This window comes from Methylovirgula ligni, assembly GCF_004135935.1.
GTDB classification, from domain to species: domain Bacteria; phylum Pseudomonadota; class Alphaproteobacteria; order Rhizobiales; family Beijerinckiaceae; genus Methylovirgula; species Methylovirgula ligni.
In genome coordinates this window covers 2,999,468-3,024,377 of the sequence record NZ_CP025086.1, presented here as the reverse complement: position 1 = coordinate 3,024,377, position 24,910 = coordinate 2,999,468, and the positions used below count along the sequence as shown (strand labels likewise).

Here is a 24,910-nt window from a genome sequence, read left to right as displayed (position 1 = left end):
CTTGCCGCAGCGGAGGCTGGGGTTTTATCAGTCTTGGCCGGCAAGCGGCAAGGCCTGAAGCAGGATTGGGAGCGGCTATGGAATATCTGCACACAATGGTCCGCGTGACGGACTTCGACCAATCGCTCGACTTTTATTGCGGCAAGCTCGGCCTTGTCGAAATGAGCCGGATCGTCAACGACAAGGGACGCTATACGCTGGTTTATCTCGCCGCGCCGGGCGATGCGGAAGCGGCCAGGAAAACCAAACGGCCGCTCGTCGAACTGACCTACAATTGGGACCCCGAGGCTTATACGGGCGGGCGCAACTTCGGCCATCTCGCCTTCGCCGTCGATGACATCTATGCGACATGCGCCAAGCTGCAGAAGGCGGGCGTGACCATCAACCGGCCGCCGCGCGACGGCTACATGGCCTTCATCCGCTCGCCGGACAATATTTCCATCGAGCTTTTGCAAAAGGGCGAGGCCAAGGCGCCTGCGGAGCCGTGGAAATCCCTGCCCAACACGGGCGTGTGGTAATCCGGTTCAGGCTTTCTTTGGCCTCGCGGCGGCCGCTTTCCTTGGCCGCTTCGCGGGCGATGCGGGGCCAAGCGTCGCGACCGTGTCCGACTGATAGCCATAGGATTTGAAGCGCTCGACCGTGATGGCGATCTCTTCATCCGGCAGGATATGCGGCCGGCCGATGGCGCGGGCGATGACATACATCTTCGCCAGCGTTTCGAGTTCGACCGCCCGCCACATGGCCTGGCCGAGGTCGCGACCGGTGACGATCATGCCGTGCTGGCCAAGCAGGACGCCGTGACGTTCGTGCAGCCCCTCGACCGCGAGATCCGAAAGCTCCTGCGTGCCATAGGGCGCATAGGCCGTGCAGCGCACGTTCGAGCCGCCGAAGGCGGCGATCATGTAATGCGCGGCCGGGATTTCCTCGCGCAGCATCGAGAGCGCTGTCGCGTAGACCGAATGGGTATGGATGACGGCGCCGTCCTGAGGCCGGGCGCGAAGAATGTCGAGATGCATCCGCCATTCGCTCGACGGCTTGTGCGGCCCCGTCCAGGCCCCGTCATTCTGTCCGAGCGGCATGCGGGCGATCATTTCGGGTTTCAGACGATCGTAGGGAATGCCGCTCGGTGTGATCAGCACGGCATCGTTGACGCGGACTGAGAGATTGCCGGCGGTGCCCTGATTGAGATTGAGCCGCTCCAGTTCGCGGCACGTGTCAGCCAAAGCTTGACGGAGCTTGGACTCAGACATGAAAAGCTTCCGCCTCGGCCACGAGTTCAAGAATTTTTGCGCGATGCGAAACCTTGAAAGAGGTCATTCATTTCACCAGTTGCAATTGCTCTGCACCAGCCGCTCAGCCGATCTCGCCGCGCAATATACCGAAATCGATGCGCTGCGGTACGTTTGTTGGAAGCGGTATAATTTAGCGCGATTTTCCGCTCGCGCATCGAGGCGAATATTAACGCTCATCGCGCTGCACACAAAGCTGGGCATAAGATTCACCTCGCACGAATCAAAGATTGACTCGACAAATTCCAACTTCGGCGCATGCTGCGGCTCGGGGCTGATGCATAGTGCTGCGAGCACATTGCGCTTTGGTTGCTGCAGCGCGCGCATTGCCGAAATTTAATATTGCAATCTGATGACAACAGCGTGAGTCGCAACACGAAAGAATCGCGTTGCTGTCACGAGTTTGCCGAGTTCGAACGTCATTGGTCTTTGCGTCGCCGACGACGAAGATTCGAACTCAGGCGGCAACGAGAATCGAGACGCTTTCTAATTTTGAACGGGTCTAACGGCTGCAAGCGCGAGGCTAGCGTGATCGAGTTTGGTGTTGATAAGGGAAAGGAGGCTTCGATGTCGATCGACGAGATCGTTCACACATGTTCGAACGAGCATATTGCGCGAGCGGCGGTGGCTTCCATCGGTGTTTCCTTTGCTTCACGCGTCAAGTTCGTGGCTGATCTACTCGGCGTCAGCGTCGGTGCCTTTACGGCGAAGACCGTGCGTGCCTTCGGCAAAGAAGCCAGCGCCGACGCGCGGCGCGAGGTGATGCGCGCCATGATTCGCAGCGATCAGCCGATCCTGCGCGGGCTCGAGGCGATCCTGGAGCGCAAGCTTGAAGATTCGAGTTTGCTTGACCGGCGCGAATGGCGCCCTGTCAGGCCGTCGCAGACCGGCGTCGCCAGGGATTGCTGTTATCCCTGACTTCGGCGCCTTCGCCGGGCTGGTAGAAATGCGTCATGACCGGCTTGCGACCGGCCTCAAGCAATCCGAGCGTTACCGGATCGGTGACTTCGAGCGCGTCGAAGCCGCAGCGTTCGTAAAGCTGTAGCTGATCGAAGAGAATATCGCCGACGGCGCGAAGCTCGCCGGCGAATTTGTAGCGATCGCGCAAAATCCGCGCTGTCGAATAGCCCCGGCCGTCGGTGTATTTCGGAAAGTTGACGGCGACCAACGCCAGCCGCGGCAGGTCGGCAGCAATCGCCTCGGCTGTCTCGCCCGGCTCCAGCAGGACGCCGAAAGCGACATTGCTCTCCCGTTTCGCCGGGGCCAGCTTTTGCCATTCGGCGAGGCTCAGCAGCACATGGCCTTCGGCCGGAAGCTCGTCGCTCGCGTCGAGGCGGCGCCAGGAATCGGTGACGAAGGTTCCGTTGCGATAAAGCGCCATGATTTAGATATCCGCGCCGGCTTCGAGCACTGAGGGAATGTGGACGCCGCATTCGGTCTTGCCGCGGCCGCGCCAGCGTCCGGAGCGCGCGTCCTCGCCCGGCCGCACCGGCGAGGTGCAGGGAAGGCAGCCGATCGAAAGGAAGTTCTTGGCCACCAGCGGATGCTCCGGCAAATCGTACTTTTCGAAATAGGCCTTGATGTCGGCCTGCGTCCAGGTGGCGAGCGGATTGAGCTTGATGCGCGGGCCATCGCTCTCGAACAAAGGCAGCGCCGCGCGGGTCGCAGCCTGGAAGCGCTTGCGGCCGGTGATCCAGGCATCGTAATTCGCCAGCGCCTTGGCGAGCGGCACGACCTTGCGCAGCGCGCAGCAGCGATCGGGGTCGCTCGACCACTGGAAATTCTCCGGGTCTTCCCTGGAGAGTTCCTCAAGGTCCGGCTTCAAAGTGATGAGCCGCGTCAGGCCGAGCCGGTCAACGAGGGCGTCGCGATACGCCAGAGTCTCGGGAAAAAGATGCAGCGTGTCGAGAAAGAGAACCGGCGTCGCTTTGTCGATCTGCGCGACCATATGCAGGAGGACGGCGGAATCGGCGCCGAAGCTCGAGACAAGCGCGATCCGCCCAGTGAACAGATCTTGGATAGCGAGGCGAAGTAGCTTTTCGGCGCCAAGCGCGTAGAACCTGTCCGACAGGCGCGAGGCCGCGATCTGGTCACCGAAGAGGGGCGCTTCAAGCACGCTCATAGAGAGCTTCCTTGAATGGGGTGGCGCCGACGCGCCGATAGGCGCTCAGAAAGTCCTCGTCGCGGTTTTCGCGGATCCGGAGATAAGTCTCGACGATGGCTTCGATCGCATCGACGACGGTTTCGCTCGAAAAGCCGGGGCCGAGAACCTCGCCGATGGTGCAATTTTCGTCCGCCGCGCCGCCGAGCGTGATCTGGTAGGATTCGACGCCCTTTTTTTCGAGCCCGAGAATGCCGATGTGACCGACGTGATGGTGGCCGCAGGCATTGATGCAGCCGGAAATGTTGATATTCAGCGTGCCGATCTCGGCGGCGCGGCCATTGTGGCCAAAGCGCTCGGAGATACGCTGCGCGATCGGGATCGAGCGCGCCGTCGCCAGCGCACAATAATCAAGGCCGGGGCACGAGATGATATCGGTCACGAGGCCGATATTGGCCGTGGCGAGACCGGCTTCCTTCAGCCGGTCGTAAAGTGCCGGCAGATCATCGAGCGCGACGTGCGGAAAGACGAGATTCTGCTCATGTGCGACGCGGATTTCGTCATGCGCGTAGGTTTCGGCGAGATCAGCCGCCGCTTCCATCTGCTCGGCCGTCATGTCGCCGGGGATGCCGCCGATCGGCTTCAGCGAGATCGAGACGACGCCATAGCCCGGCACTTTATGCGCGACGATATTCTGCGCGGCGAAGTGCGCGAAGTCGGCGTCCTGCGCCCGGCGGGCCTCGAAATTCTGCGCCGGCACCGGGCGCGGCGGCAGATCGGGCAGGGCGAAATAGCCGCGGAACCGTTCGACGATCTCCGGCGTAAGCACAAGGTCAGGATCGCGGCTGCGCGCGAACTCGGCCTCGACTTCGGCGCGGATCGCCTCCGCGCCCTTTTCGTGGACGAGGATTTTGATGCGCGCCTTGTATTTGTTGTCGCGCCGGCCTTCGAGGTTATACACCCGTAGGATCGCGGCGGTGTAATTCAGCAGATCCGCCTTTGGCACGAAATCGCGGATCTTGTGTCCGACGAAGGGCGAGCGGCCGAGACCGCCGCCGACATAGGCGGTAAAGCCGATCTCGCCCTCCGCGTTGCGGACGATCTGATAGCCGATGTCATGCACCTTGACCGCGGCGCGATCGTGCGGCGCGCCGGCGACAGCGATCTTGAACTTGCGCGGCAGGAACGAGAATTCAGGATTCAGCGACGACCACTGGCGCAGCAGCTCGCAATAAGGGCGCGGGTCTTCGATCTCGTCGGCGGCCGCGCCGGCGAATTGGTCGGCCGTCACATTGCGGATGCAATTGCCCGAGGTCTGGATGGCGTGCATCTCGACACTGGCGAGTTCGTTCAGGATGTCCGGGCAGTCGGCCAGCGCCGGCCAGTTGAACTGGATGTTCTGCCGCGTCGTGAAATGGCCATAGCCCTTGTCGTAGCGGCGGGCGATATGGGCGAGCTTGCGGAGCTGGCGCGGCGACAGCGTGCCGTAGGGGATGGCGACGCGCAGCATATAGGCATGCAATTGCAGATAGACGCCGTTCATCAGCCGCAGCGGGCGGAACTGATCCTCGGTCAGATCGCCGGCGAGACGGCGGCCAACCTGATCCCTGAATTGCGCGACGCGCTCCGCGACGAAGGCAGCATCGAAGTCATCGTAACGGTACATTTCACCTCCGCGCCGCTGCTGCGGGCGATGTCTTGAAGGCGATGGTCGGCCCAAGCTCGCGAATGGCGTTTCGCAGGCTGACTGCATGCAGTCCATCGGCGCTTTGCGCAACCGGTACGGCAAAGGCGTCGATAACCTTGCTGGCGGCAATCGCCGCCTTGGCCTGGTCAAGCCCGGCTTGCACGCTTTCAGGCTCGAAAAGCCTGGCGCTGGCAAGGGACTCTACCCAATTACCCTGCGAATCGAGGTAGACAACCGTGCCGTCTGTCAGGCGACTGGCTGAAACGACTTGCATGAGGCTGCATTTTCCCAAAAAAGGCTCACAAGCGAGCTTGGATATAGGTCAAGTCCCTGCATTTCGCCAGAATTTTGTGAGAATTAATACATATCACAGTCTTCTGCAGTAAAATTATGAACATGATAGACAATGCAGGGATTGCGTTGAGGAGGTCTGTTGTTTTTCGGGATTGATTTCCACCCTTTGATCGCCCGGCATGGCTATGCCGTCGTCTTCATCGTGGTGTTGCTGGAGGGCGCGGGATCGCCGTTGCCGGGCGAGACGGCGCTTGTGTTGGCAGCCGTCTATGCCGGGGCGACCGGCCGATTGGATATCGCGACCGTTCTGCTCGTCGCCATCGCCGGCGGAATCATCGGCGGGACGGGCGGCTATTGGATCGGACGCAGCGTCGGCCGCGAATTCCTGGGCAAATACGGCGGGTGGATCGGGCTGACGGAAAACCGGCTGGCGCTGGGGCGGCATCTCTTTCAGAGCCACGGCGGCAAGATCGTCTTTTTCGGCCGCTTCGTGGCGGTGCTGCGCGTCGTCGCGGCGCTTCTTGCCGGGCTCAACCATTATGACTTCCGGCTGTTCTTCCTGTTCAACGCAGCCGGTGTCGTCGCCTGGGCGGTTATCATGGGCCTCGGCGGCTATTTCTTCGGCGATGCGATGACGCGGGTCAGCGGCCCGCTCGGAATCCTCGGCCTCGCATTCGCGCTTGGCGTCGTCCTCGCATTTTTCATCATCCTGCGTCAGCAGGAGCGGAAATTCGAAAACCGGTTGTCAGACGAGGCCCTTGCCGAAGACAAAGACGAGCCCGAGCTTGAATCGACGGATCATTCCTGAGCCTGCGGGCATGGGAACAGACGCAACGCGGAGGCGTTCGCCCTTGAAATGAAACAAGGGAGAAGCCGATGCCCGGTCTCAAAAAATGGGCCCTTTTGCCGCTCGGAGCCGCGCTGGCACTCGCCTCGCCCGCGGCGGTCTTCGCGCAGAGCCCCGGGTCCGCCGCCAAACCCGGCACGACGATTCCGGAAAAGCAGCATATCGGGCCGGTCGATCCGCCGGCCAATGGCGTGATCAAGCCAAAAAGCGATACCGATCCGGCTATGGCCAAGACGCCGCCGCCGCAGAGCCCGGCCGAGACGCCAGTTATCCCGCCCGCTGAGACGCAGGGCGGCAAGGAGGCGAAGTGATAAGTTTTTGTGATTGCATCGGATTTGTCCGCGAAAACCGCTTCGCACTTTTCGGTCCGATGCTCTACGCCGCCGTGCCGAAGAGGTCGTAGGCGTCTGCGCGTTCGATCTTGACGGAGACGATATCGCCGGGGCGTAGCGGCCGCCGGCTGGCGATATGCACCTTGCCGTCGATCTCCGGCGCATCAGCCTTGCTGCGACCGACCGCTACGGTCGGGCCGGCTTTGTCGATGATGGCCTGGATGTGCCGGCCGACCTTGCGCTTGAGCAGATTGGCGCTGATCGCTTGCTGATGCTGCATGAAGCGGCGATAACGGCTCTCCGCGACCTCCGCAGGCACGGCGGGCAGGCCGAGATCGTTGGCCGGCGCACCCGCGACGGGCTCGTATTTGAAGGCGCCGACCCGGTCGAGCCGCGCTTCTTCGAGCCAGGCGAGCAGATAGTCGAAATCCTCTTCCGTTTCTCCGGGAAAGCCGACGATGAAGGTCGAGCGCAGCGCCAGATCCGGGCAGGCGCTGCGCCAGTCCTTGATTCGATCGAGCGTCTTTGTCTGATCGCCGGGGCGACGCATGGCTTTCAGAACCTTCGGGCTCGCGTGCTGAAAGGGGATGTCGAGATAGGGCAGAATCTTGCCGTCGGCCATCAGGCCAATCACCTCGTCGATGTGCGGATAAGGATAGACATAATGCAGCCGCACCCAGGCGCCGAGGCCGCCGAGTTCGCGCGCGAGGTCGATGAATTTGGCGCGCACCTGCCGGTCGCCCAGCGTGCTTTCCGCATAGCGCAGATCGAGTCCGTAGGCGCCGGTGTCCTGTGAAATGACCAGCAGCTCCTTGACGCCCGCGGCGACGAGCTTTTCGGCTTCGCGCAACACATCCGCGGCGGGGCGCGAGACGAGGTCGCCGCGCAATCGCGGGATGATGCAGAAGGAGCAGCGGTTGTTGCAGCCCTCCGAAATCTTCAGATAGGCATAATGACGCGGCGTCAGCTTGATGCCCTCAGCCGGCACGAGATCGAGGAAAGGATCGTGCGGCGCGGCTACCGCTTCATGAACGGCCGCGACCACGCTTTCGTAGGCTTGCGGCCCGCTGATCGAAAGGACATCGGGATAAGCGGCGCGAATTGTCTCGGATTGCGATGCCGCGCCCATGCAGCCGGTGACGATGACTTTGCCGTTTTCCTTGAGCGCGGAGCCGATGGCGGCAAGGGATTCGGCCTTGGCGCTGTCGAGGAAGCCGCAGGTGTTGACGATCACGGCGTCGGCGCCGGCATGGCTGCGAGTCAGCTCATAGCCCTCGGCGCGCAGCCGGGTGATGATCCGCTCGCTGTCGACGAGCGCCTTGGGGCAGCCGAGCGAGACGAAGGAAATTTTGGGCGGATGGGTCGTCTCCGCCGCGAGGGGATCGCGTGTCATAGGGGTCGATTGCCATGTCCGGACCCTCGCCGCAAGCCGCGCGTGGCGCCCGTTCGCGATCGGCAATGGCAGGACGGCGTTGCAGGACAAAGAAAAAACCCGGCCGTAAGGGGCCGGGTTTTCTGAATTTCGTGGAGACGATCGGTCTCAGTACTTCGAAACGATCGGCGCCGGCGGCGAGAACAGGTCGAACTTATACGAGAAGCCGGCCTGCACGCGGTTGTCGCGAACGCGCTGCGAGATAACGTCGCCCGTCACAACCGGATCGTAGTTGGTGATGTGTCCGTAATCCGTGTAGCGATATTCGGCGCGGACAGACCAGTTGTTGTCGATGGCGTATTCGATGCCGGCGCCAGCCGTCCAACCAATGCGCCCGGTGTTGAAGGAGTTGTAGTCGACTCCGTCGTTCAGGGACGTGTGGAAGTTGCCGTATGCGCCGCCGCCTGTGGCGTAGATCAGGACGCGATCGAAGGCGTAGCCGATGCGGCCACGGATCGAGGCATCGACATTCTTGCGGATGCCGTAGGAAATGCCCGCGTCGTAATTGCTATCGCTCTCGGACGAGCCGTTCACGTCGCCTTCGAGGCCGAAGACGAACTGCGAAACCTGATAATTGTAGCCGACGTGAACGCCGCCCACGACACCCGACTGGGACAGACCACCGGGATTGAAGCCCGTCGATTCGTCATAGACGCTCGAGGTGCCCCAGCCATAGCCGACCTGGCCACCGATATAGACGCCGGACCAGGTGAAGGCCGGGGGCGGCGGAGGCGTGTAAACCGGCGCGTCCTTACGATACGGCAGATCGGCCGCCAGGGCCGCGCTACCGGCGAAGCCAACAAGAGCCGTCGTCAACAGAAGCTTACGCAACATTATAGGAATCCCCTCTTCGAGTTTGGATCATGAACCCAGCTAATTCCTGCCCGCATTCGGATCAATAGAGCTGAGCCCGAAAACCAAGTTTAAGCGTCGTTTCCGTAAGCAGTGTCGTACTTTTGCAACGCTTACGAAAGTCAAACCTCCACACACGCTCGCTAAGTTTGCCAGCGAGCAAAGTGAGGGCGCAAATGCGGCGAGCTTGCGAAGCGAAAATTGATCACGAAAGCTTGAGTTTGACGGCAGAGCCGGAAACTAAACTTGCGTTAACAAAATTCGGAGCTGCGAAGCTAAAGCACTACAGAGGAAGTATTGCGCTGCCAGACTGCCCTTGGGCCGCATTAGGCATGTCGCTGGTCAAAGTTTCCTTAAGCCCCCCTACGCGAAACCAACCACGTACAGTCTCGGTTCCATCCTTGAGGGCCGCAGTGTCGTAGCGCACACCCTGTATGTAGGGCCGAGGCAGGCTGATTTAAGGCGGCGCCCCTCGTAAAAAGTCGTGGCAGCCATGCCGATATCTCAACCCAATACTTTGCTAACTACGTCCGCAACTTTCGATATGCACAGCGATGCTGACTGCACGTGCGCGTCTTTGTCAGGGGCGAAATTGGCGTCGCCGCTAATGTTTGATCTTCGGCGAACTCTCGACCCAATATCGCCAGTGCGTGGGATGCACAGGGACGGCTTCGCGGGTTATCGCATTGGCCCATCCTTCGCCGCTGCGCCGGCACGGAAAGACTAGGGCGTAAACCTCGCCGTCCTCGATCACGCTGACTTCGAGGTCATGGCCGAAAGGCGCCGAGTCAATCGACTCCCAATCCATCTGATGAAAATCTTTCCACAGGCTTTCGCCGATTGACGGGTCTTCGCGTGCCGTGACGGCGCAGCTAAAAGCGCGCCCGCAAGCAGACACATGAATTTGAACAAAATCCGCGGAAAGACCTTGATGGAGGTCAAATTTCTTGAGTTTGGGGTCGGCCGGAGACTGTCGTCTCGCAAATCTAGGGGTCGTTTCCGTCGGGGGGCTCATCCGTCGGAGGTTTGGGCGACACCCGATCGCCCGGCTGCGTCAGGTTGGCGAGCGTGGCTATTTCCTGCGCCAGAAGTCTTTCGACAATTGTCCGGGTTTGATCGTCGAGGGGAGCTTCCAGGAGCTGTCGATAATGCCTGATATTCAGTTCGGCTATCTCGCGAGGACTCGTGAAGTCGTCAGCCATGCACCGCCCCTTTTTTGGCTGAAGCGTCGTTATGTGAGCCAGAGCCGATGGCCGCGGCTATCTTCGAGACTTGCAAAAATTTGACCCGGATCAAGTTTTCGTACGAATTCTGGGTGCAGTGCTTTTTCGTAACGGTAAAGGGGCACGGCGGATGCTAGCGGCCAAGCGCATGGCGGGACCTGAAATTTATGCGGTTCATCCCTGGGTACTGGGAAACCTGGGGAAGGGCGCTCGCCATCAACTGTTGAGCGACGACGAGCGTGCGCGGCTCAGCAAGATCGCCTCGATCGTGCGCTTCAAAAAGGGCGAGGAGATTTACCGCGACGGCGACGAGGCCGACGCGGCGTTCAATATCATAAGCGGCGTTGTCGCCACGCATCGCAAAGAGGGCGACGGCGATAACGTGGCGTCGTTTCTTTATCCGGGTGATTTGTTCGGCCTCTCGGAAGAAGGCTGCTATGTCAACACCGCGAGGGCCGCGACGCCTGTGGTCGCCTACAAGATGCCCTTGCTGGCGGTCCGCCGCATGCTGGACAGCAATGCGGACCTCGACGTCGATGTCATCATCAAGCTCTGCGAAGAGCTTCGCGAAGCCCAGCGCCACGCCATGCTTCTCGCGCAAAAGAAAGCGATAACACGGCTGGTGATGTTCCTGGACTTGCAGGAGCACCTAAAGACTTCGCGAGGGGAGTCCGCTCCCGAATTATATCTGCCGATGGATCGTTCGAATATTGCCGCCTATCTCGGGCTCACTCCCGCCGCGCTCAGCCGCGCCTTCCGGACGATGATCACCGACGGGATCATCGCCTTTCGCGACCGCCGTCACCTCAGGATCCTCGACAGGGATGCGTTCAACAGGCTGGCCGACAATCTTTCGGAGAACGGCTAAGGCGCAAAATCCGCCAGCACACGGACGATGGCGTCGGGGGATTCCTTGATCCCGCCGGTGAAGGGCCGGTCGAGTGCGACGGCGATCAATAGCTCCGAGAAGATCAGCAGCGTCAGCAGCCCGGTCATCAATGTCTGCGCGCGCAGATTTTGCGTGCCGAAGAAGAAGGTAAAGACGACCGTCAAGAACGCGCCTCCGAAGAGGATGAACCAGACCGGCCCTGGCACGTCGCCCTCAGCGGCGAGCAGCCGCGTCCGGCGTGCTTGCGTGATAAGATTGAGCTGGTTGAAAATCTCCGCCTTGACGGTCGGATCGCCTTTTGCGGTCGCATCCGTGGCGAGCAGCGCGGTATAGATCGCGCCAAGCGCTTTCCAGGTCTGCTGGTTTGCGCGTCCGTCTTCCATCGCGGGCCACTCGTCTGTCACGATGGACTTCAGATAAGTCGTCAAGGCGTCGCGCGCGTCCTTGGCTTGCGCGGGGGCGAGGCCGGGAACGAGATGATAGATCGTTGCCGCGGCGGCCGCCTCGCGTTGGACGGTCGCTTCCGCGTCATTGAACTTTTCCCAAACGACGACGATGGAAAACGCAAGAAGCACGGCATAGAGAACGCCGACGGTCGCGAACTTGAATCCCGCGACCTCGTTATTGGTGGCGAGCTTTTCCAGTCTTACGAAGCGCCGGACGAGGAGCGGCCCGAGCATGGACGCGATCGTCGGCAATATGAGGATCAAAATGGTCTGAACCCAAAGCGGCGAGGAGGTGATAAAGTGCATCATGTGCTCTGGCCTCTGGCGACGCTCGAGAACTGGCCGCCGTATGATTGTTGGAATCGCCGATCGATGGCATTTCGGCATGCTGGTTGCAACTGCTACGCTGAGGACAGCCGCAAGCGGGCCGCAGGGTGGCCAGACCGCGCGGTAGTTGGGGACTTTGCAAAGCCGTTCTGGGCGTTTTTTGATTCTGCTGCTTTACTTCCCAGATGATTTTCGGGGCCGTCCGAGGTGGGCAAATCTACCGTCGCTCTGATACTGCTGACCCGCGTTTTCGGGACGTGCCACGATCCTTGTGTCGTCGAATATAACCGTGGCGGCCACGTCGCCTGGTTCGAGCAAGCGGCGCATGCCGCCCGCGCGGCACAGGTGCAAGTCATTATCAATGGCTTCTGCGGCTCTTCCTGTATGACGCTGGCGAGCGAAGCGCGGCCTTATGTCTGCATCACGCCGCGCGCGATATTCGCCTATCACCGGACAAACTATGGCGACCCGATACCGCTCGGGCGCGATCTCGACCATTGGATCAGGGTACGCGGCGGCTATCCGCCTTTTCGCGGCGTTCCGGGCCGTATGAGCTACGACGCCGCGCGTGCATTCTGGCCAACCTGCGGCTCCCGTGCGCCGGAAGGACTAAACGAGCAATGAAGCGTGGCATTGCCGCCTTTGCGGGCAGGCGGCCCTTCTTTCGTGCAACGGCGCCGCCAAATCCTGGCGCTGCCCGTTTGCGATTCGCTGAAACATCGCGCTAAGCTGAAGATGTTGATCGAGCCAGCCGAGCCATTGGATGGGCTGTTCTCCGATGGGATAAGAGCCGCGTGCGTGCACCTTTGAATCCAGGGTCCGGTCGCCTCGGCACGCGCAAATCTCGATGACCAAGTTCCTATCCTCTCCGCTTCGAAATCTGGCTGCCGGCGTTGTTTTCATGCTCGTGGTCTCGGCATGCGCGACTGTCGCCTATATGGAAAACGGGTGGCGGTTCGGCGACGCACTCTACATGGTCGTGCTGACCGTCTATACGGTCGGCTTCGACGAAGTCAGGCCGATCAACACGCCGGAATTGCGCGCCGTTACCATCGCATTGATCGTCACGGGTTGCACCGGGATGATCTTTCTGACCGGCGCGCTCATTCAGCTCATCACCGCCAGCCAGCTTCAGCAACTATTTGGGTTCCGTCGCATGCAAAAGGAAATCGACCGTCTCACCGATCACGTCATCATCTGCGGGTACGGACGCATCGGCCAGATGCTCGCGCGCGAGCTTCAGGCGGGAAAGTGCGACTTCGTGGTCGTGGAGCGCGGCGACGGCCGCATGAATGCCGCGCGCGAGTTGGGGTTCCTCAGTGTGCAGGGCGATGCCACGGACGAAGACGTCCTGCAACTCGCCGGTATTGCCCGGGCGCGGGCCTTAGCGACCGTTTTGCCGGACGACGCGGCGAATGTGTTCATCACGCTCAGCGCCCGCAGTCTCAACCGCGAGCTGACGATTATCGCGCGGGGAGAAGCCGCGTCCACGGAAGGCAAGCTCATTCAGGCTGGCGCTGACCGCGTCGTGCTGCCGACGCGGATCGGCGCGGAGCGGATGGCTGAGCTTCTACTGTTTCAAGACGTCGCGAAAGTATTGTCCGGAATTAAAGCGGGCGATCTCGACCGGCTTGGCCGTGATCTGCGCCGTCTCGGTCTCGAAATCGAGGTTGTCGCCGCGGCGACCGGCAGCAAGAGTGTCGGAGCCACCATTGGCGAGCTGGAGACCGCGGCCGCCGGCGCGTTTCTTGTCGTCGCGCTGGAACGGCAGAATGGCGAAGTCTTGCTCCAGCCGGCGGCGGATATTGCGATCCAGGCCGGCGACGGCGTCGCGATCGTCGGAAGGCCCGGTCGCGCCAAAATCGTCGAGTCCGTCTTCGCGCGGCCGGCCGCAAACTGAACTTCGCCGGTGAATGGCCCTGGTCTTACCGGCCGTTCAATCTGTACGATTGCTTCCACAATAGGCCGCCGCGCAATGGCTTACGGTGCCAGTCCAGCGATCCAGGACGACCACGAAGTTCTGTGTCTCCACGATCTGATAACGGAAGAGGTACGCGGCCAGTACTAACGCCAGGGTCGCCAAACCGAGCCACGCTACGTTCAAAAATCTCATTTGTCTCTTTCTTGTGCGTCAGGGCGATCTTGCATCCTTCGCGCTGGCGGGTCTGCGGCGGAATAGACGCCCAACAGTTCTCCATGCCACGACCATCATTCCAATCGTTATGACGAGCAGGCCGATCGCCACCGCGCCCGAAACATAGGGGTAGGCATAGACCACGTAGAGCAACCCGCTGGTGGCGACGTCCTCAGTTGTAGAAAGGGCGATGTTGCTGAAGGGCTCGGGGCTAACGTTGACGACTGCGCGTGCTCCGGCTTTGCCGCTATGCGCCAGCAGCGCGCCGCCACCCCCGAGAATGAAAGCAACCACCTGCATCCTGGGATCGGACGGATCGACGATGGCGGTGGCCAAGAGCGCGCCGCCTATCGGCCGGATCGCCGTGTGAACCGTATCCCAGATCGTGTCGAGCCACGGCACCTTGTCGGCAAAGAACTCGCACAGCGTCGCCAATGTGGCGGCGCCCATGATCCAGGGGCTGGCCAGTACGCGTAGCGCCTGCAAATGCTCGGGCAGCGGCAGCATATGCCAGCGCATCGCAAGGCCCGTCGCAAGAATGCACAGGTAGAGCCGCCAGCCTGAGAGCAGGCTGACGCTGGCAGCAATGCCCAGCAATGTCATGATACCAGGTTGTGCGTTCATCGCAGCGTCTCGCTTCGCTAGCCGGGGGCGCGGCAGCAGCAAACCGGTACAAACACCTAACCGGACGCGCGCGGCGGCCGCGTCGCCCACCAGATGGTTATCACGAGCAGCAGTTGAAATGGCAAGCGAAGGGTGAGTGCCCAATAGGGGATCGCTGGATATAGATCCGCATGCTGCCACATGTAGACGTTGGCCGGCGTGACCGCGAGCGTCAGCAGCACCAAGCCCCAGCCGGCCGCACCTCGGATCGGCGGAAATAAGACACCCAGCGCGCCGAGCAATTCGAAGACGCCGCTGATCAACACCAGCAAACGTTTTGCGGGCAGCCAAGGCGGAATGATGCTCATCTCCCGCCCGGTGAAAACGAAGTGCGCGATGCTTCCGAGAAAGAACCATAAAAACACAAAGCCAAGCGCCAAGGTTCGCATAAGGCGCTTGGCTTGGGGGCTCGAACTCGGCGAACTCATGCGCGCCCTTATGCGATGCTAAGCTTCGAGGCCTGGGCGGCAGTCAAACAGACCGTAATTTGATTTCCCAATATAGCTTTATCAACGACAGGCTGAATTTGCGAAGAGTCCGGGCGAGCCCGCGCTTAGATCGCTCCTGTGCGGCTTTGCGCCCGAGGATAGAAAGCGATTGCGGAAAAGTTCTGATGTAGAGGCATTTGTCAGCAAAGCGTTGTGCATTGGCTATGACATGCGCAAGGGCCATCTTGGCGGCAAGCGAACCTTCATCCATTTCTATTGGAAAGTGGCACATGTTGTTGAGCGCCGCGTGCCGAGCAAACAGGTTGTCGCCGTGAATCCGGTAGGCACCTAGTGGCTTGTCAATGAGGACACTTCCAGTGAACGCGTTGATTGCGAAATTGAAGAATGCATCGGTGGCACATCTGAGTGTTCGCAGTTGAGCGCAATCGATAAACAGAGCGAGAGCATCGCGCCGATAGAAATTGCCGGAGGTGGGAGACCAAACCCACTCGATTGCTTCTCTTCGCACGCCTCTGAGCGGCAAGTTCTCCAGGGTGCCGGGGCGGCACAAGCCGACTTCTTGAGCTTTGGCCAGAGCCGACACTTCATCGATCTCAACGACGTGGCATTGAGATCGGAATGGCGTCCCTGACGCCGTCATGACATTGCCAAGAACAACGGAATCGCCGACCACCTGCATCATCTCGCTGGAGGTGAAGCCGACTGCGTTAGGCAAAGTCAAATGAACGAGAAAATGGGTCTCGGCGAAAGTTTCGAAATAATAATCATCAGCATCGACCAAAACGACATATTGGCCGCGTGACTTGTGGAATCCATCGATACAGGCTGCGCTCTGTCCGAGGTTTTCCGGTTCACGGATTACGTTTAGTCCCGGATAAGATAATTCGAGATTTGCAATGACCTGAGATGAATCATCCGTCGATTTATTGTCCACAACAATGCATTCGATCCTGGGATAGGTCTGCGCAAAAATTGAATCGACACATTGCTTCAGAAAGCGGCCATAATTGTAGTTGACCACGATAAAACTGATCAACGGGAGGTTGGCGCCGCTAGAAGCTGGCGTTGAAGTCTGCTCGTCTTGAATATTGGAGGTCGCGATTCGAGAAAAACTCGATGTTTTGTTCATCAAGAGCCCAGCGCAATTAAAAAAATATGTGCAAGCCTAGGCCGGCTTCGCATTAAAGTCACGGGCGGTCAAAACAGATTTGGCCTCGTCGCGAGCATTGAAGCGCCCAAGCGCGTGACGCCAGGTCAATTTGCTGCCCTGAGAGCCGAACGCTGTATCGGGTATAAAAAACGGCGGCCCGAGGCCGCCGCTTGAATTGTCATCACCGTGCACTTTTCAGTATTTCGCCACCACCGGCGCGGGCGGGGCGAGGAAATCGAATTTGTAGTTTACGCCAGCACGGACGATCTCGCCTTGAACGCCGAAGGTTTTGCCGAGAGTAAAGCCGGTTGCGATCGGCACGGATCCATTGGACGTCGTCACGGAACCGAGATCGTAGAAAAGACCTTCCACTTTAACTGACCAATTATTGGTGATGGCATATTCGGCGCCGCCGCCCGCTACCCAGCCGGCCTTAACCGGCGATGCAGAGGATGAATAGTCGCCACTGGGGAAAGCGCGGACGTAATCGACGTCGACTTTCCCATACGCAAGACCGCCGGTCCCGTACAAAAGCAATGTCGGTGTTACCAGAAAACCCAGACGCGCGCGCGCTGTGCCGAGCCAGGAAAGGCTTTCATCCACATTCAGCGTGCCCGGCCCGCTGTTTCCGCCGCCGACGTAATCGACCGCGCCGGAAAAAGACGAAGAGCCCTTGAAGGTCGCGCCCTGAAAATCCGTTTCGACGCCCAAAACGATCTGGTTGAGCTGCCAATTATAGCCAATCTGGCCGCCGCCAATGAACCCATTGGCATTGGGGTGCAGGTTGGGGAGCAGACCGCAACCATTGCCATAGTATGCGCCTTCGGGATTATAGCAGTTGAGGTGCCCGTCATCATGGAGCGAACCCCAGCCCGCGTTCACGCCCGCGTAAAACCCGGTCCAGCTAAGGACCGGCGGCGGCACATAGGCTGGCGCATCCTTGGTGCTCGGAAGATCGGCGGCGGAAGCCGCTACGATCATGGAGATGAGGGCGGTCGACGAAATAAGCAATTTGCGAAGCAAGGTGGCCCCCGGAGGATACGAAGCAAATTCTTGCCAAGCTTACGCATCCGCCCGTTGGGTGCCTAGCGCGGGCGCGGATCGAAAATCAGATTCAACCGACCTGTGGCTTGGCGGGCACAGGCGCTTATTTCTTCGTCTCGGCCAACTTCCTGCGGCTGATCTTTGGGCTTGTCGTCAGCGCATACCGCCCGGCCGAGTTGGTCTTATTTCGTGGCGGAAGGGGTGGGATTCGAACCCACGGTAGGCTTTCACCCACGGCGGTTTTCAAGACCGCTGCCTTAAACCGCTCGGCCACCCTTCCAGCATAAAACTCCGTATAATACCTTTGCTCTGCGCGCCAGTGCCGCTGAGCTCCGGGCTGATTTTGGTAAAGCCTAAATACCAAAAGCCCCACTCAGCGGGGCAGCCGAGCGGGGCGGGGGTAGGGCTGTGACTCAGACATTACGCGTACTACGCTTGCTTCAACGCGCATCTTTGCGCCTGGTTCCTGGCCGCCGCAGACTTTTTGACGGGCGCCGAATCGACGGCCGGCCGCAGGCGCGTTAGAAATCCGGCTGCAGATTGCCGGTCGTTCAGGGGGCTCTATGCGTTCGGGCAAGGCGGGATTGCTGCTCCGCGCGGTATTGGTCATCGCGGCGCTTGCTTTCCAAAACAGCGAATCCCGGGCGGGACCATTCTCGCCCCTGGCCGGGGATTGGGTGGGAAGCGGCACGCTCACGATGGGTGGAGTGGGTCAGCGGCTGCGCTGCCGGGCGATCTATATCGTCTCCCCGCGCGGCGAAAGCCTACGGCAGTTCCTGCGCTGCGCCAGCGACAGCTATGTCATTGCCGTCGACAGCGATGTCACTGAAATTGACGGCAGATTGTCCGGCACCTGGCGGGAGTTGACGAGCGGCGCCTCGGGCACGCTGACCGGCCTCGTGCACGGGCCCTCCGTCGCGGGCGTCGTTTCAGGACTCGGCTTGAGCGCGAAACTGTCCATCTACACGCGAGGGCGGTCCCAGTATGCCTCGATCAATCTCTACGGGCCGAGCATTGCCGGGGTCGTCGTGACCTTTCACCGGGTCTGAGGGTCTTAGCCCGGCCGCCAGAGGGTGATGACGAGGCCGCCGGCGAGGATAAGCGCGCCGCCGACGTAAATGGGCAGATCCGGCCGTGCGCCGAAAAAGACGATATTGACGATCTGGGCGATCATGAAGAACAGCGTGACATAGATGCCCAGCAATTTGCCGAAATCCCAGGGCGGGGAATTGACGGTCAATCCATAGGCGAAGAGGACCGCGGCGCCGAGCGCGAAGAGACCGATCCGCCCCGGTCCGTTCGGTGCCTGCAAGCCCTTGCGCACAATGGCATCACCGCCTGCCTCAAGCGCCGCGGCGACCGCGAGAACAACATAAGCCACAACCGGATTCATCGCCCACCATCAGCTCAATTGCGTTGTGACATCCACCATATCAGCCGATCCTTCGCCCGGTCCGGCAAGATATGCGCCAAAAACAGGAAGGCAGGCGCGCCGCCGGCAGCGGCATAGCGCGTATGCGGCCGTTTTGACGCCACCGCATCGCCGATGACCTTTGCGACGGCTTCGGGCGGCGAGGGCAGGCGCGAGGGTTCGAGGTTTTCGAACATTTTGGCGTGCCGGCGCACATAAGGGCCATAAGCGGTATCGCCGGAGCGGGCGACGAGGCTGTCATGCGCGATGCCGCCCCATTCGGTGCGGATGGCGCCGGGTTCGATGACGATGACGTCGATCCCGAAGGGCTTTGTCTCGATGCGCAGACAATCGCTCAAGCCCTCCAGCGCGTATTTGGTCGCGTGATACCAGGCGCCGAAGGGCGACCCGAATTTGCCGCCGACCGAGGTTACGTTGACGATCTTGCCGCTCTTCTGCGCGCGCATGAAAGGCAACGCGAGCTGACTTAGGCGCGCGGCGCCGAAGACATTCACCTCGAATTGCCGCCGGGCCTCATCCAGAGGCACGTCCTCCACTGCGCCGTAGCTGCCGTAGCCGGCATTATTGACGAGCACGTCGAGCCGGCCTGTTTCGTTCCTGATCTTGTCGATCGCCGCGACGATCGAAGCATCATCGGTCAGATCGAGCCCGATGATATGTGCGCCTTGCGCCGCAAGCGGTGCCATGCGCTCCGTCCGCCGCGCCGCGGCGTAAACCGTATAGCCGTCGGCCAGAAGCCGCTTGACCGTCGCTTCGCCAATGCCGGACGAGGCACCGGTCACCAGAGCCGTTTTTGTCATGTTCCGCTCCACATTCGCTGGAGCGGCCTCTATAAGTGTGGAGTATGGTCCGCGGTCAAGAGGTGGATATGCTTATCTCGGAATTCGTGCGCGAGACGGGCCTGAGCAAGGATACGGTCCGGTTTTATGTCCGTCTCGGCCTTCTGGCGCCTGAGGCGGACGGCAAGGGCGGCCGCCACCCCTATCAGGTGTTCACGCAGGAGCATGTGCGCGCGGCCCGCGTCATCCGTCTGGCGCAAAGCCTGGGTTTTTCGTTGAAGGAGATCGCTGCCTTTAGTGAAGAACACCAGAATGGCGGTCTGGGCGAGGCCCGCACGATCGAAATCCTGAGCGCGCAGCTCAGCCGCCTCGAAGAGAAAGCGGCCGAGCTGAACGCGATGTCGAATTATCTGCGCGCCAAATTGACTTGGCTGAAAAGCGGCTCTGCCGGCAAGGAGCCGGACATCGCCGATTACGCGGAACACATTGCCGGCGTCGCGTGCGTCGATACAGCCGAAAAGGCTACAGGAACATCCCGCCCGAGACTTCGATCCGCTGCCCGGTGAGCCAGCGGTTCTCATCGGAGAGCAGCGTGGCGATCATCGGCCCGATGTCGTCCGGCACGCCGGCGCGGCCCATCGCCGTGACCGAGGCGACGAACTTGTTGAGCTCCGCATTGTCGCGCACGCCGCCGCCACCGAAATCGGTCTCGATCGCGCCGGGCGCCACGACATTGGCGGCGATGCCGCGCGGGCCAAGCTCCTTGGCGAGATAGCGGGTGAAGACTTCAATGGCACCCTTCATCGCGGCGTAGGCCGAATAGCCCGGCAGCGAGAAACGAGCGAGGCCGCTCGACAGATTCACGATCCGGCCGCCGTCGGCAATCAGCGGCAACAGCTTTTGCGTGAGGAACACGACGCCCTTGAGATGGACGCGATAAAGCCCGTCGAAATCCTCTTCGCTCAACGTGGCGATTGTGCCCGGCGCGCTATGGCCGGCGTTGTTGACGAGATAATCGAAATTCGTCCGGCCGAAGGTTTCGCGCAGCGCCCCGGCGATTTTCTCCGCGAAGGCCGGAAAGCTCGCCGTGTCGCCGGTGTCGAGCTGAAAGGCGAGCGCCGTGCGGCCCAGAGCCTTGATGTCGGCCACGACCTTGTCGGCCTCGGCGCGATTGCTGCGATAGGTGAAGATCACGTCGATGCCACGCGCCGCCGCCGCCAAGGCGGTATTGCGGCCGAGGCCACGGCTGGCGCCGGTGATGAGAGCGATTTTCGATTGCGTGTCAGCCATTGCCGATACTCCTTGCTGTTCGGTGGATATGGGCCCACGGGGCACGGGCGTCACTGCCGAAAGGCCCGAAAAACTTGCCTGATCCTCCAATGCGTCTTGGAAGCGCCGCGGCGCGGCTTTATGTTGCCGACAGTCTGACGATCACGCGCGAAAGAAGCATGTCCGATCCCCTGAAGAAAGCCATCGAGGATTATATCGCCACGCACGGCGGCGGCGACGGCGCCTATCCGACCGACATCGGCGCGCTGACGCTAATGCGCAGCACGACGCAGGCTTTGCCCAATCCGATGATCTACCGGCCGGCGCTCTGTGTCATCGTCCAGGGCGCCAAGCAGATCCTGATCGGCGAGCGCGTGTTCGATTATGCGGCGATGCAATGTCTCGTCATCAGCCTCACCCTGCCGGCCTTTGGCCGCGTAACGCACGCGAGCCCGGAAAAGCCGCTGCTGGCGCTCAATCTGGATTTCGATCTCCACATATTGCACGACGTGATGGCGGCGATGGAGCATCCGCCCGTCCCGAGCGCCGGCGCCGACTTTGGCGTCTTCGTCGGCGATCTCAATGCGCCGCTCTCGGATTGCTTGCTGCGGCTCGTCCGGCTGCTGGCAACGCCGCAGGCGATCCGGGTTCTTTATCCGGCGATCATGCGCGAAATCTACTATTGGCTGCTCACGGGGCCGCACGGCGGCGATGTCTGCAAGCTTGCGCTGCCGAACAGCCATACGCAGCGTGTCGCCCGTGCGATCCATCTGCTGCGCGAGCATTACGCGAGCCCGGTTCGCGTCGAGGATCTCGCCACGGCGGCAGGGATGAGCGCCTCGTCATTCCATCAGCATTTCAAGGCGCTGACATCGATGACGCCGCTGCAATATCAAAAGCAGCTCCGGCTTCTCGAGGCGCGCCTGCTCATCGCCGATGGCGCCAACGTCGCGCACGCGGCTTATCGCGTCGGCTATGAAAGCGCCTCGCAGTTCAGCCGCGAATATGCGCGCATGTTCGGCCAACCGCCGAAGCGCGACGCAACGGAGCTCAAGGCGCATCCGGTGCTGGCGTAAGCGTGCTGGCGGCGAACTCAGTTTGCTTCGATCAGCTTGCGGGCATCGTCCCGTAGCGCTGCGCGCGAGGCATCCCGCGCGTAGAACATATGGCCGCCGCCATAGACGGAGAGATGAACCCGGCCGGGCTCGCCCATGGGCGCGATCTGATCGAGCAGGAGCTTTGAGGTGAAATAGGGCGTGACAAGATCGGTGACGCCATGCGCGACGAGAACGCGGAACTTTGGATCGAGCGCCAGATCCTGCTTGAGATCGCCCATTGCCTCGGCGGTCGTGCCATGACCCCAATCCCAGTCCTCGCTGACCTTCTCGTTTAAAATTTCGTAGCGGGCGTCGACGAACCATTTGAGCTGGTTGGCGGCGAGGTCGGAGATCGCGCTCGCCAGGGGTGTCTTGAGCGCATCGAGCACGGGATCGGCATATTCGCCGCGCGCCGCGTGCGGCTGCGGATCGTAGCCGGAGACGAGCGCATCATAGGCGCTGGCGACGCGCCCCGCAGCGCGGTCACGCTCGCGCGTAAAGGTCCGTGTATCGATGCGGCCGCCGAGCTTGCGCACCAGCGCCGGATCGAGGCCGGTGAAGCCCGCGACCTTGGCGCCGATCCGGTCGAGCGCGGCCGCATCGGAATCGCCGCGCAGGAGATCGACGATATAAGGCCCTGCCGCATAGGCTTCGACATCGACGAGTTTCCCGCGCGCATCGGCGCCGGTCAGATCGCGCGCCGCCGCGGTCATCGAGGGCAGGTGGGTCGCGAAGGTCAGCGGATTGTTGGTGCTGTTGAACCAGCCGAAATCCAGTACCGGCGAGATCATCACGATGCCGTTGATGCCGACGCCTTCCGCATCGGTCAGGCGGCGCGCGAGCTTCGGCGCGCGAAAGCCGCCGTAGCTTTCGCCGACGATGAACTTCGGGCTTTCGAGCCGATGGTTCTCAGTGAGCCATTTACGGATCGCGACCGACAGCGCGTTGATATCGCCATCGACGCTGAAGAAGGTCTTGCGTGCGTCCTTGTCGAGAACCCGGCTATAGCCGGTATCGGGCGGATCGATGAAGACGAGATCGGTGAAGTCGAGCCAGGTCTCGGCATTGGGCACCGTCGCCGGCGCGGCGGATGGCGGCAGCTTGCCGTCCTCAAGCGGCAGACGCCACGGGCCGAGAGCGCCGAGGTCGAGCCATGCGGAGCCGGCGCCGGGGCCGCCGTTGACGGCAAAGGTGATCGGCCGCTTCGCGGAATCGACGCCGTCCTTGAGGAAGGCGATATAGGCGACATCGGCGAGCGGCGCGCCGGAACCAGCATCGCTGAGCCGGATCGCGCCCGCCTTGGCGGTGAAATTGATCGTCCGGTCGCCGAGTTTCAGAACATGAGAGGTCGTTGCGGACGGCGGCAATGGATGCGGCGGCGCGGTATCGGCCGAAGCGACCGTTGTGGGGGCGGCATGTCTGCCGGCTTCCTGCGCCGTAAGCGGCAGCGCGCACGAGACAAGAAGAGCCAAGGTCAACGCGAAAGACTTCGCCGCACCGATCATCGCACACTCCTTTAAGCCCGTGCGGAAAGGCATAGGCCCGGCGAATATGGTGGCGGTGAGGCGAAAAGTCAGGCGGCGGTGCGGGCGCGGCGCGGCGCTCCGGGCTCGGCGCTCAACGGCGAGGGCAGCTCAAGGTCGAGTTGCGGCAACGCATCCATGACGCGCTCGGGCGGGAAGATGACGATGACTTCCGTACCTTCGCGGACGCGCGACTTCAGTGTGAATGTGCCGCCGTGCAGTTCGACCAGCCCCTTGACGATCGGCAGGCCGAGTCCGGAACCTTCTTCAGCGTTCTTCTGCGCCAGCGTACCGCGGCCGAAGGACGACATGACGACCGGGATTTCGTCTTCCGGGATTCCGGGGCCGGTATCCTTGATCGAAAAATATTGGCCGCCGGTCGAGGTCCAGCCGACTTTGATTGTCACCGCGCCGCCGGGCGGCGTGAATTTCACCGCGTTCGACAGCAGGTTGAGCGCGACCTGACGGACGGCCCGTGCGTCCGCCCAGATGCGTGGCAGGCCCGGCTCGGAAGATTCAATGATGGTGATGTCGCGCTTCTTGGCGCGCAAGGTCATCAGGTGCCGGCACTCGTTGATGACGGCGTTCAGTTCGACCGGCTCGGCCTGCAGTTCGTAACGGCCGGCTTCGACGCGCGAGAGATCGAGGATTTCGTTGATGAGCGCCAGCAGATGCTGGCCGCTCGAATGGATGTCCCTGGAATATTCCTTGTAAGACGGAACCTTGTGAGCACCGAACAGCTCCGCCTGCATCACTTCCGAAAAGCCGAGAATGGCGTTGAGCGGCGTGCGCAGCTCGTGGCTCATCGTTGCGAGGAAGCGGGACTTGGCGAGATTGGCTTCTTCCGCGCGCCGGCGCGCCACGTCGCTGTTGATCTTGGCCTGTTCGAGTTCGGCGATCAGTTCGTCCTTCTCGCTCTCGAATGTCAGCGAGTCGATCGAGCGTGCATAAAGCTTCTTGGCCAAGACGGCGGAATAGAGCAGGGTGATGCAGGCAAGAATGGCGAGGGGAATCCCCCGGTCCGTGAGGCTCGACGGCCACAGGAAGACGACGGTTGCTGCCGTCATCGGCGCGAGTCCCGCATAAACGGCGACGGGAATCGAGGCGATGATCGTTGCGTTCATCGCGGCGACGAGCAGCAACATTACCAGCGCGAATGTGCGCGCGTTTGGGTCGCTGGTATCGCCAATCAGGAACACCAGTTGCGCCCAGACGATACCCTGAATGACTTCCGCAATGATGAAATTGCCACGCCAATTCGCAACATCGACACGCGCCGGCTCAAGCGAAAGAAATTTTTGGGCGAGCCAGTGCAAGCCCAGGGTAACGGCCAGAACGAGCCCCAGCCAGGTCGTCAGATGCGACGGCGCGGCCCATCGCAAGCCGACAAGCGCCGCGACGACCGCGATAAATGCGAAGGTGAGCGAGGAATTTCGCCGCCCGGTGGCATAAAGCTGGAGCAGTTCGACGTCGAAGGCCCGGTGCCCGGACCCGGCCGACGTTAACTTCTCGCGCGCCTCGCGGACTTTCGCGGCAAGCCGACGACGTTCGGTCGCAGCTTTTGGGTCTGCCCCGCGACCGCGCTCGATCATCTCGGCGGTGACTTCTGTCATCCTTGGCAAAACCCGTCGACTTTTAGTTCGCCGCGAAA

The 24,910-nt window shown here is 61.3% G+C and carries 30 protein-coding genes and 1 tRNA gene; 11 read left to right on the top strand and 20 right to left on the bottom strand.

What is annotated here, in order from left to right; genetic code table 11:
* Positions 1-77: 77 nt before the first annotated feature.
* Positions 78-518, top strand: coding sequence for a VOC family protein (locus CWB41_RS14645; RefSeq protein ID WP_115836238.1), 441 nt, complete (start codon positions 78-80; stop codon positions 516-518).
* Positions 519-524: 6 nt separating this feature from the next.
* On the opposite strand, the gene CWB41_RS14640 is transcribed toward CWB41_RS14645, so the two are convergent.
* The gene (locus tag CWB41_RS14640; RefSeq protein ID WP_115836239.1) at positions 525-1,250 is read right to left on the bottom strand and encodes a class II aldolase/adducin family protein; all 726 of its coding nucleotides are present in this window, start codon (positions 1,248-1,250) and stop codon (positions 525-527) included.
* Here CWB41_RS14640 and CWB41_RS14635 point away from each other — a divergent pair.
* Together CWB41_RS14635 and CWB41_RS14630 are read left to right on the top strand one after the other, a co-directional pair.
* Positions 1,249-1,629 carry a hypothetical protein gene (locus CWB41_RS14635; RefSeq protein ID WP_129396516.1) on the top strand — a complete coding sequence of 127 codons (381 nt, stop codon included), beginning with the start codon at positions 1,249-1,251 and terminating at the stop codon, positions 1,627-1,629. The two genes, CWB41_RS14640 and CWB41_RS14635, sit on opposite strands and share 2 nt — an antisense overlap.
* A gap of 227 nt (positions 1,630-1,856) precedes the next feature.
* Positions 1,857-2,207: a hypothetical protein gene (locus CWB41_RS14630; protein WP_129396515.1), complete on the top strand. Its 351-nt coding sequence runs from the start codon at positions 1,857-1,859 to the stop codon at positions 2,205-2,207.
* Here the strand turns inward: CWB41_RS14630 and CWB41_RS14625 are convergent.
* Genes CWB41_RS14625 through CWB41_RS14610 form a run of 4 tightly spaced genes read right to left on the bottom strand, consistent with a single transcriptional unit; the run spans position 2,161 to position 5,351 of the window.
* The gene (locus CWB41_RS14625; protein ID WP_115836242.1) at positions 2,161-2,670 is read right to left on the bottom strand and encodes a DUF934 domain-containing protein; all 510 of its coding nucleotides are present in this window, start codon (positions 2,668-2,670) and stop codon (positions 2,161-2,163) included. The genes CWB41_RS14630 and CWB41_RS14625 overlap by 47 nt on opposite strands.
* A 3-nt stretch (positions 2,671-2,673) precedes the next feature.
* On the bottom strand, positions 2,674-3,411 hold the full coding sequence (locus CWB41_RS14620) for a phosphoadenylyl-sulfate reductase (RefSeq protein ID WP_115836243.1): 738 nt from the start codon (positions 3,409-3,411) through the stop codon (positions 2,674-2,676).
* Positions 3,398-5,056, bottom strand: coding sequence for a nitrite/sulfite reductase (locus tag CWB41_RS14615; RefSeq protein ID WP_115836244.1), 1,659 nt, complete (start codon positions 5,054-5,056; stop codon positions 3,398-3,400). Before CWB41_RS14615 ends, CWB41_RS14620 begins: the two co-directional genes overlap by 14 nt.
* A 1-nt stretch (position 5,057) precedes the next feature.
* Complete coding sequence (locus CWB41_RS14610) at positions 5,058-5,351, bottom strand: DUF2849 domain-containing protein (RefSeq protein ID WP_115836245.1); 294 nt, start codon at positions 5,349-5,351, stop codon at positions 5,058-5,060.
* A 159-nt stretch (positions 5,352-5,510) separates the two neighbouring features.
* Between CWB41_RS14610 and CWB41_RS14605 the strand changes: the two genes are divergently transcribed.
* Entirely contained in the window at positions 5,511-6,179 is a 669-nt protein-coding gene (locus CWB41_RS14605) for a DedA family protein (protein WP_245411231.1), read from the top strand.
* A gap of 68 nt (positions 6,180-6,247) precedes the next feature.
* Positions 6,248-6,529 (top strand): hypothetical protein, encoded by a 282-nt coding sequence (locus CWB41_RS14600; protein ID WP_115836246.1) that lies wholly within the window; start codon positions 6,248-6,250, stop codon positions 6,527-6,529.
* A 64-nt stretch (positions 6,530-6,593) separates the two neighbouring features.
* Here CWB41_RS14600 and rimO read toward each other — a convergent pair whose 3' ends face one another.
* The 4 genes from rimO to CWB41_RS14580 all read right to left on the bottom strand — a co-directional run bounded on the left by rimO (position 6,594) and on the right by CWB41_RS14580 (position 10,036).
* Complete coding sequence (rimO, locus tag CWB41_RS14595) at positions 6,594-7,943, bottom strand: 30S ribosomal protein S12 methylthiotransferase RimO (protein WP_115836247.1); 1,350 nt, start codon at positions 7,941-7,943, stop codon at positions 6,594-6,596.
* 147 nt (positions 7,944-8,090) lie between these two features.
* The gene (locus CWB41_RS14590; RefSeq protein WP_115836248.1) at positions 8,091-8,816 is read right to left on the bottom strand and encodes an outer membrane protein; all 726 of its coding nucleotides are present in this window, start codon (positions 8,814-8,816) and stop codon (positions 8,091-8,093) included.
* A 622-nt stretch (positions 8,817-9,438) separates the two neighbouring features.
* Positions 9,439-9,642: a hypothetical protein gene (locus CWB41_RS14585; protein WP_115836249.1), complete on the bottom strand. Its 204-nt coding sequence runs from the start codon at positions 9,640-9,642 to the stop codon at positions 9,439-9,441.
* A 178-nt stretch (positions 9,643-9,820) separates the two neighbouring features.
* Positions 9,821-10,036, bottom strand: coding sequence for a hypothetical protein (locus tag CWB41_RS14580; RefSeq protein WP_115836250.1), 216 nt, complete (start codon positions 10,034-10,036; stop codon positions 9,821-9,823).
* Positions 10,037-10,205: 169 nt separating this feature from the next.
* On the opposite strand from CWB41_RS14580, the gene CWB41_RS14575 reads away from it, so the two are divergent.
* A complete protein-coding gene (locus CWB41_RS14575) occupies positions 10,206-10,925 on the top strand; it encodes a Crp/Fnr family transcriptional regulator (RefSeq protein ID WP_165204381.1) in 720 nt (239 codons plus the stop codon).
* Here the strand turns inward: CWB41_RS14575 and CWB41_RS14570 are convergent.
* On the bottom strand, positions 10,922-11,701 hold the full coding sequence (locus tag CWB41_RS14570) for a bestrophin-like domain (protein ID WP_165204378.1): 780 nt from the start codon (positions 11,699-11,701) through the stop codon (positions 10,922-10,924). The two genes, CWB41_RS14575 and CWB41_RS14570, sit on opposite strands and share 4 nt — an antisense overlap.
* A 225-nt stretch (positions 11,702-11,926) precedes the next feature.
* Here CWB41_RS14570 and CWB41_RS14565 point away from each other — a divergent pair, with 225 nt between their 5' ends.
* Entirely contained in the window at positions 11,927-12,343 is a 417-nt protein-coding gene (locus tag CWB41_RS14565) for a hypothetical protein (RefSeq protein WP_115836253.1), read from the top strand.
* 277 nt (positions 12,344-12,620) lie between these two features.
* Entirely contained in the window at positions 12,621-13,619 is a 999-nt protein-coding gene (locus CWB41_RS14560) for a potassium channel family protein (protein ID WP_245411232.1), read from the top strand.
* A 231-nt stretch (positions 13,620-13,850) separates the two neighbouring features.
* Here the strand turns inward: CWB41_RS14560 and CWB41_RS14555 are convergent, their stop codons facing one another.
* The 5 genes from CWB41_RS14555 to CWB41_RS14535 form a co-directional block, all read right to left on the bottom strand.
* Positions 13,851-14,477, bottom strand: a complete 627-nt coding sequence (locus CWB41_RS14555; RefSeq protein ID WP_115836412.1) for a DUF4126 domain-containing protein — start codon at positions 14,475-14,477, stop codon at positions 13,851-13,853.
* A 56-nt stretch (positions 14,478-14,533) separates the two neighbouring features.
* Entirely contained in the window at positions 14,534-14,944 is a 411-nt protein-coding gene (locus CWB41_RS14550) for a DoxX family protein (protein ID WP_207206614.1), read from the bottom strand.
* Positions 14,945-14,987: 43 nt separating this feature from the next.
* Positions 14,988-16,094, bottom strand: a complete 1,107-nt coding sequence (locus CWB41_RS14545; RefSeq protein WP_115836256.1) for a glycosyltransferase family 2 protein — start codon at positions 16,092-16,094, stop codon at positions 14,988-14,990.
* A 216-nt stretch (positions 16,095-16,310) separates the two neighbouring features.
* Positions 16,311-17,138 carry an outer membrane protein gene (locus CWB41_RS14540; RefSeq protein WP_115836257.1) on the bottom strand — a complete coding sequence of 276 codons (828 nt, stop codon included), beginning with the start codon at positions 17,136-17,138 and terminating at the stop codon, positions 16,311-16,313.
* 211 nt (positions 17,139-17,349) lie between these two features.
* Positions 17,350-17,439: transfer RNA gene (locus CWB41_RS14535), tRNA-Ser, on the bottom strand.
* 283 nt (positions 17,440-17,722) lie between these two features.
* On the opposite strand from CWB41_RS14535, the gene CWB41_RS14530 reads away from it, so the two are divergent.
* The gene (locus CWB41_RS14530; RefSeq protein ID WP_115836258.1) at positions 17,723-18,208 is read left to right on the top strand and encodes a hypothetical protein; all 486 of its coding nucleotides are present in this window, start codon (positions 17,723-17,725) and stop codon (positions 18,206-18,208) included.
* 5 nt (positions 18,209-18,213) lie between these two features.
* Here the strand turns inward: CWB41_RS14530 and CWB41_RS14525 are convergent, their stop codons facing one another.
* Together CWB41_RS14525 and CWB41_RS14520 are read right to left on the bottom strand one after the other, a co-directional pair.
* Positions 18,214-18,552 carry a hypothetical protein gene (locus CWB41_RS14525; protein WP_115836259.1) on the bottom strand — a complete coding sequence of 113 codons (339 nt, stop codon included), beginning with the start codon at positions 18,550-18,552 and terminating at the stop codon, positions 18,214-18,216.
* A gap of 14 nt (positions 18,553-18,566) precedes the next feature.
* Positions 18,567-19,391, bottom strand: a complete 825-nt coding sequence (locus tag CWB41_RS14520; protein ID WP_115836260.1) for an oxidoreductase — start codon at positions 19,389-19,391, stop codon at positions 18,567-18,569.
* A 68-nt stretch (positions 19,392-19,459) separates the two neighbouring features.
* Between CWB41_RS14520 and CWB41_RS14515 the strand changes: the two genes are divergently transcribed.
* Entirely contained in the window at positions 19,460-19,936 is a 477-nt protein-coding gene (locus CWB41_RS14515) for a MerR family transcriptional regulator (RefSeq protein ID WP_115836413.1), read from the top strand.
* Here the strand turns inward: CWB41_RS14515 and CWB41_RS14510 are convergent.
* Positions 19,893-20,660 (bottom strand): SDR family NAD(P)-dependent oxidoreductase, encoded by a 768-nt coding sequence (locus CWB41_RS14510; RefSeq protein WP_115836261.1) that lies wholly within the window; start codon positions 20,658-20,660, stop codon positions 19,893-19,895. The genes CWB41_RS14515 and CWB41_RS14510 overlap by 44 nt on opposite strands.
* Positions 20,661-20,818: 158 nt before the next feature.
* Here CWB41_RS14510 and CWB41_RS14505 point away from each other — a divergent pair, with 158 nt between their 5' ends.
* A complete protein-coding gene (locus CWB41_RS14505; RefSeq protein WP_115836414.1) occupies positions 20,819-21,715 on the top strand; it encodes an AraC family transcriptional regulator in 897 nt (298 codons plus the stop codon).
* A 17-nt stretch (positions 21,716-21,732) separates the two neighbouring features.
* Here the strand turns inward: CWB41_RS14505 and CWB41_RS14500 are convergent, their stop codons facing one another.
* Positions 21,733-23,241: a S10 family peptidase gene (locus tag CWB41_RS14500; RefSeq protein WP_115836262.1), complete on the bottom strand. Its 1,509-nt coding sequence runs from the start codon at positions 23,239-23,241 to the stop codon at positions 21,733-21,735.
* Positions 23,242-23,309: 68 nt separating this feature from the next.
* The gene (locus CWB41_RS14495) at positions 23,310-24,872 is read right to left on the bottom strand and encodes a sensor histidine kinase (protein WP_115836263.1); all 1,563 of its coding nucleotides are present in this window, start codon (positions 24,870-24,872) and stop codon (positions 23,310-23,312) included.
* Positions 24,873-24,910 lie beyond the last annotated feature (38 nt).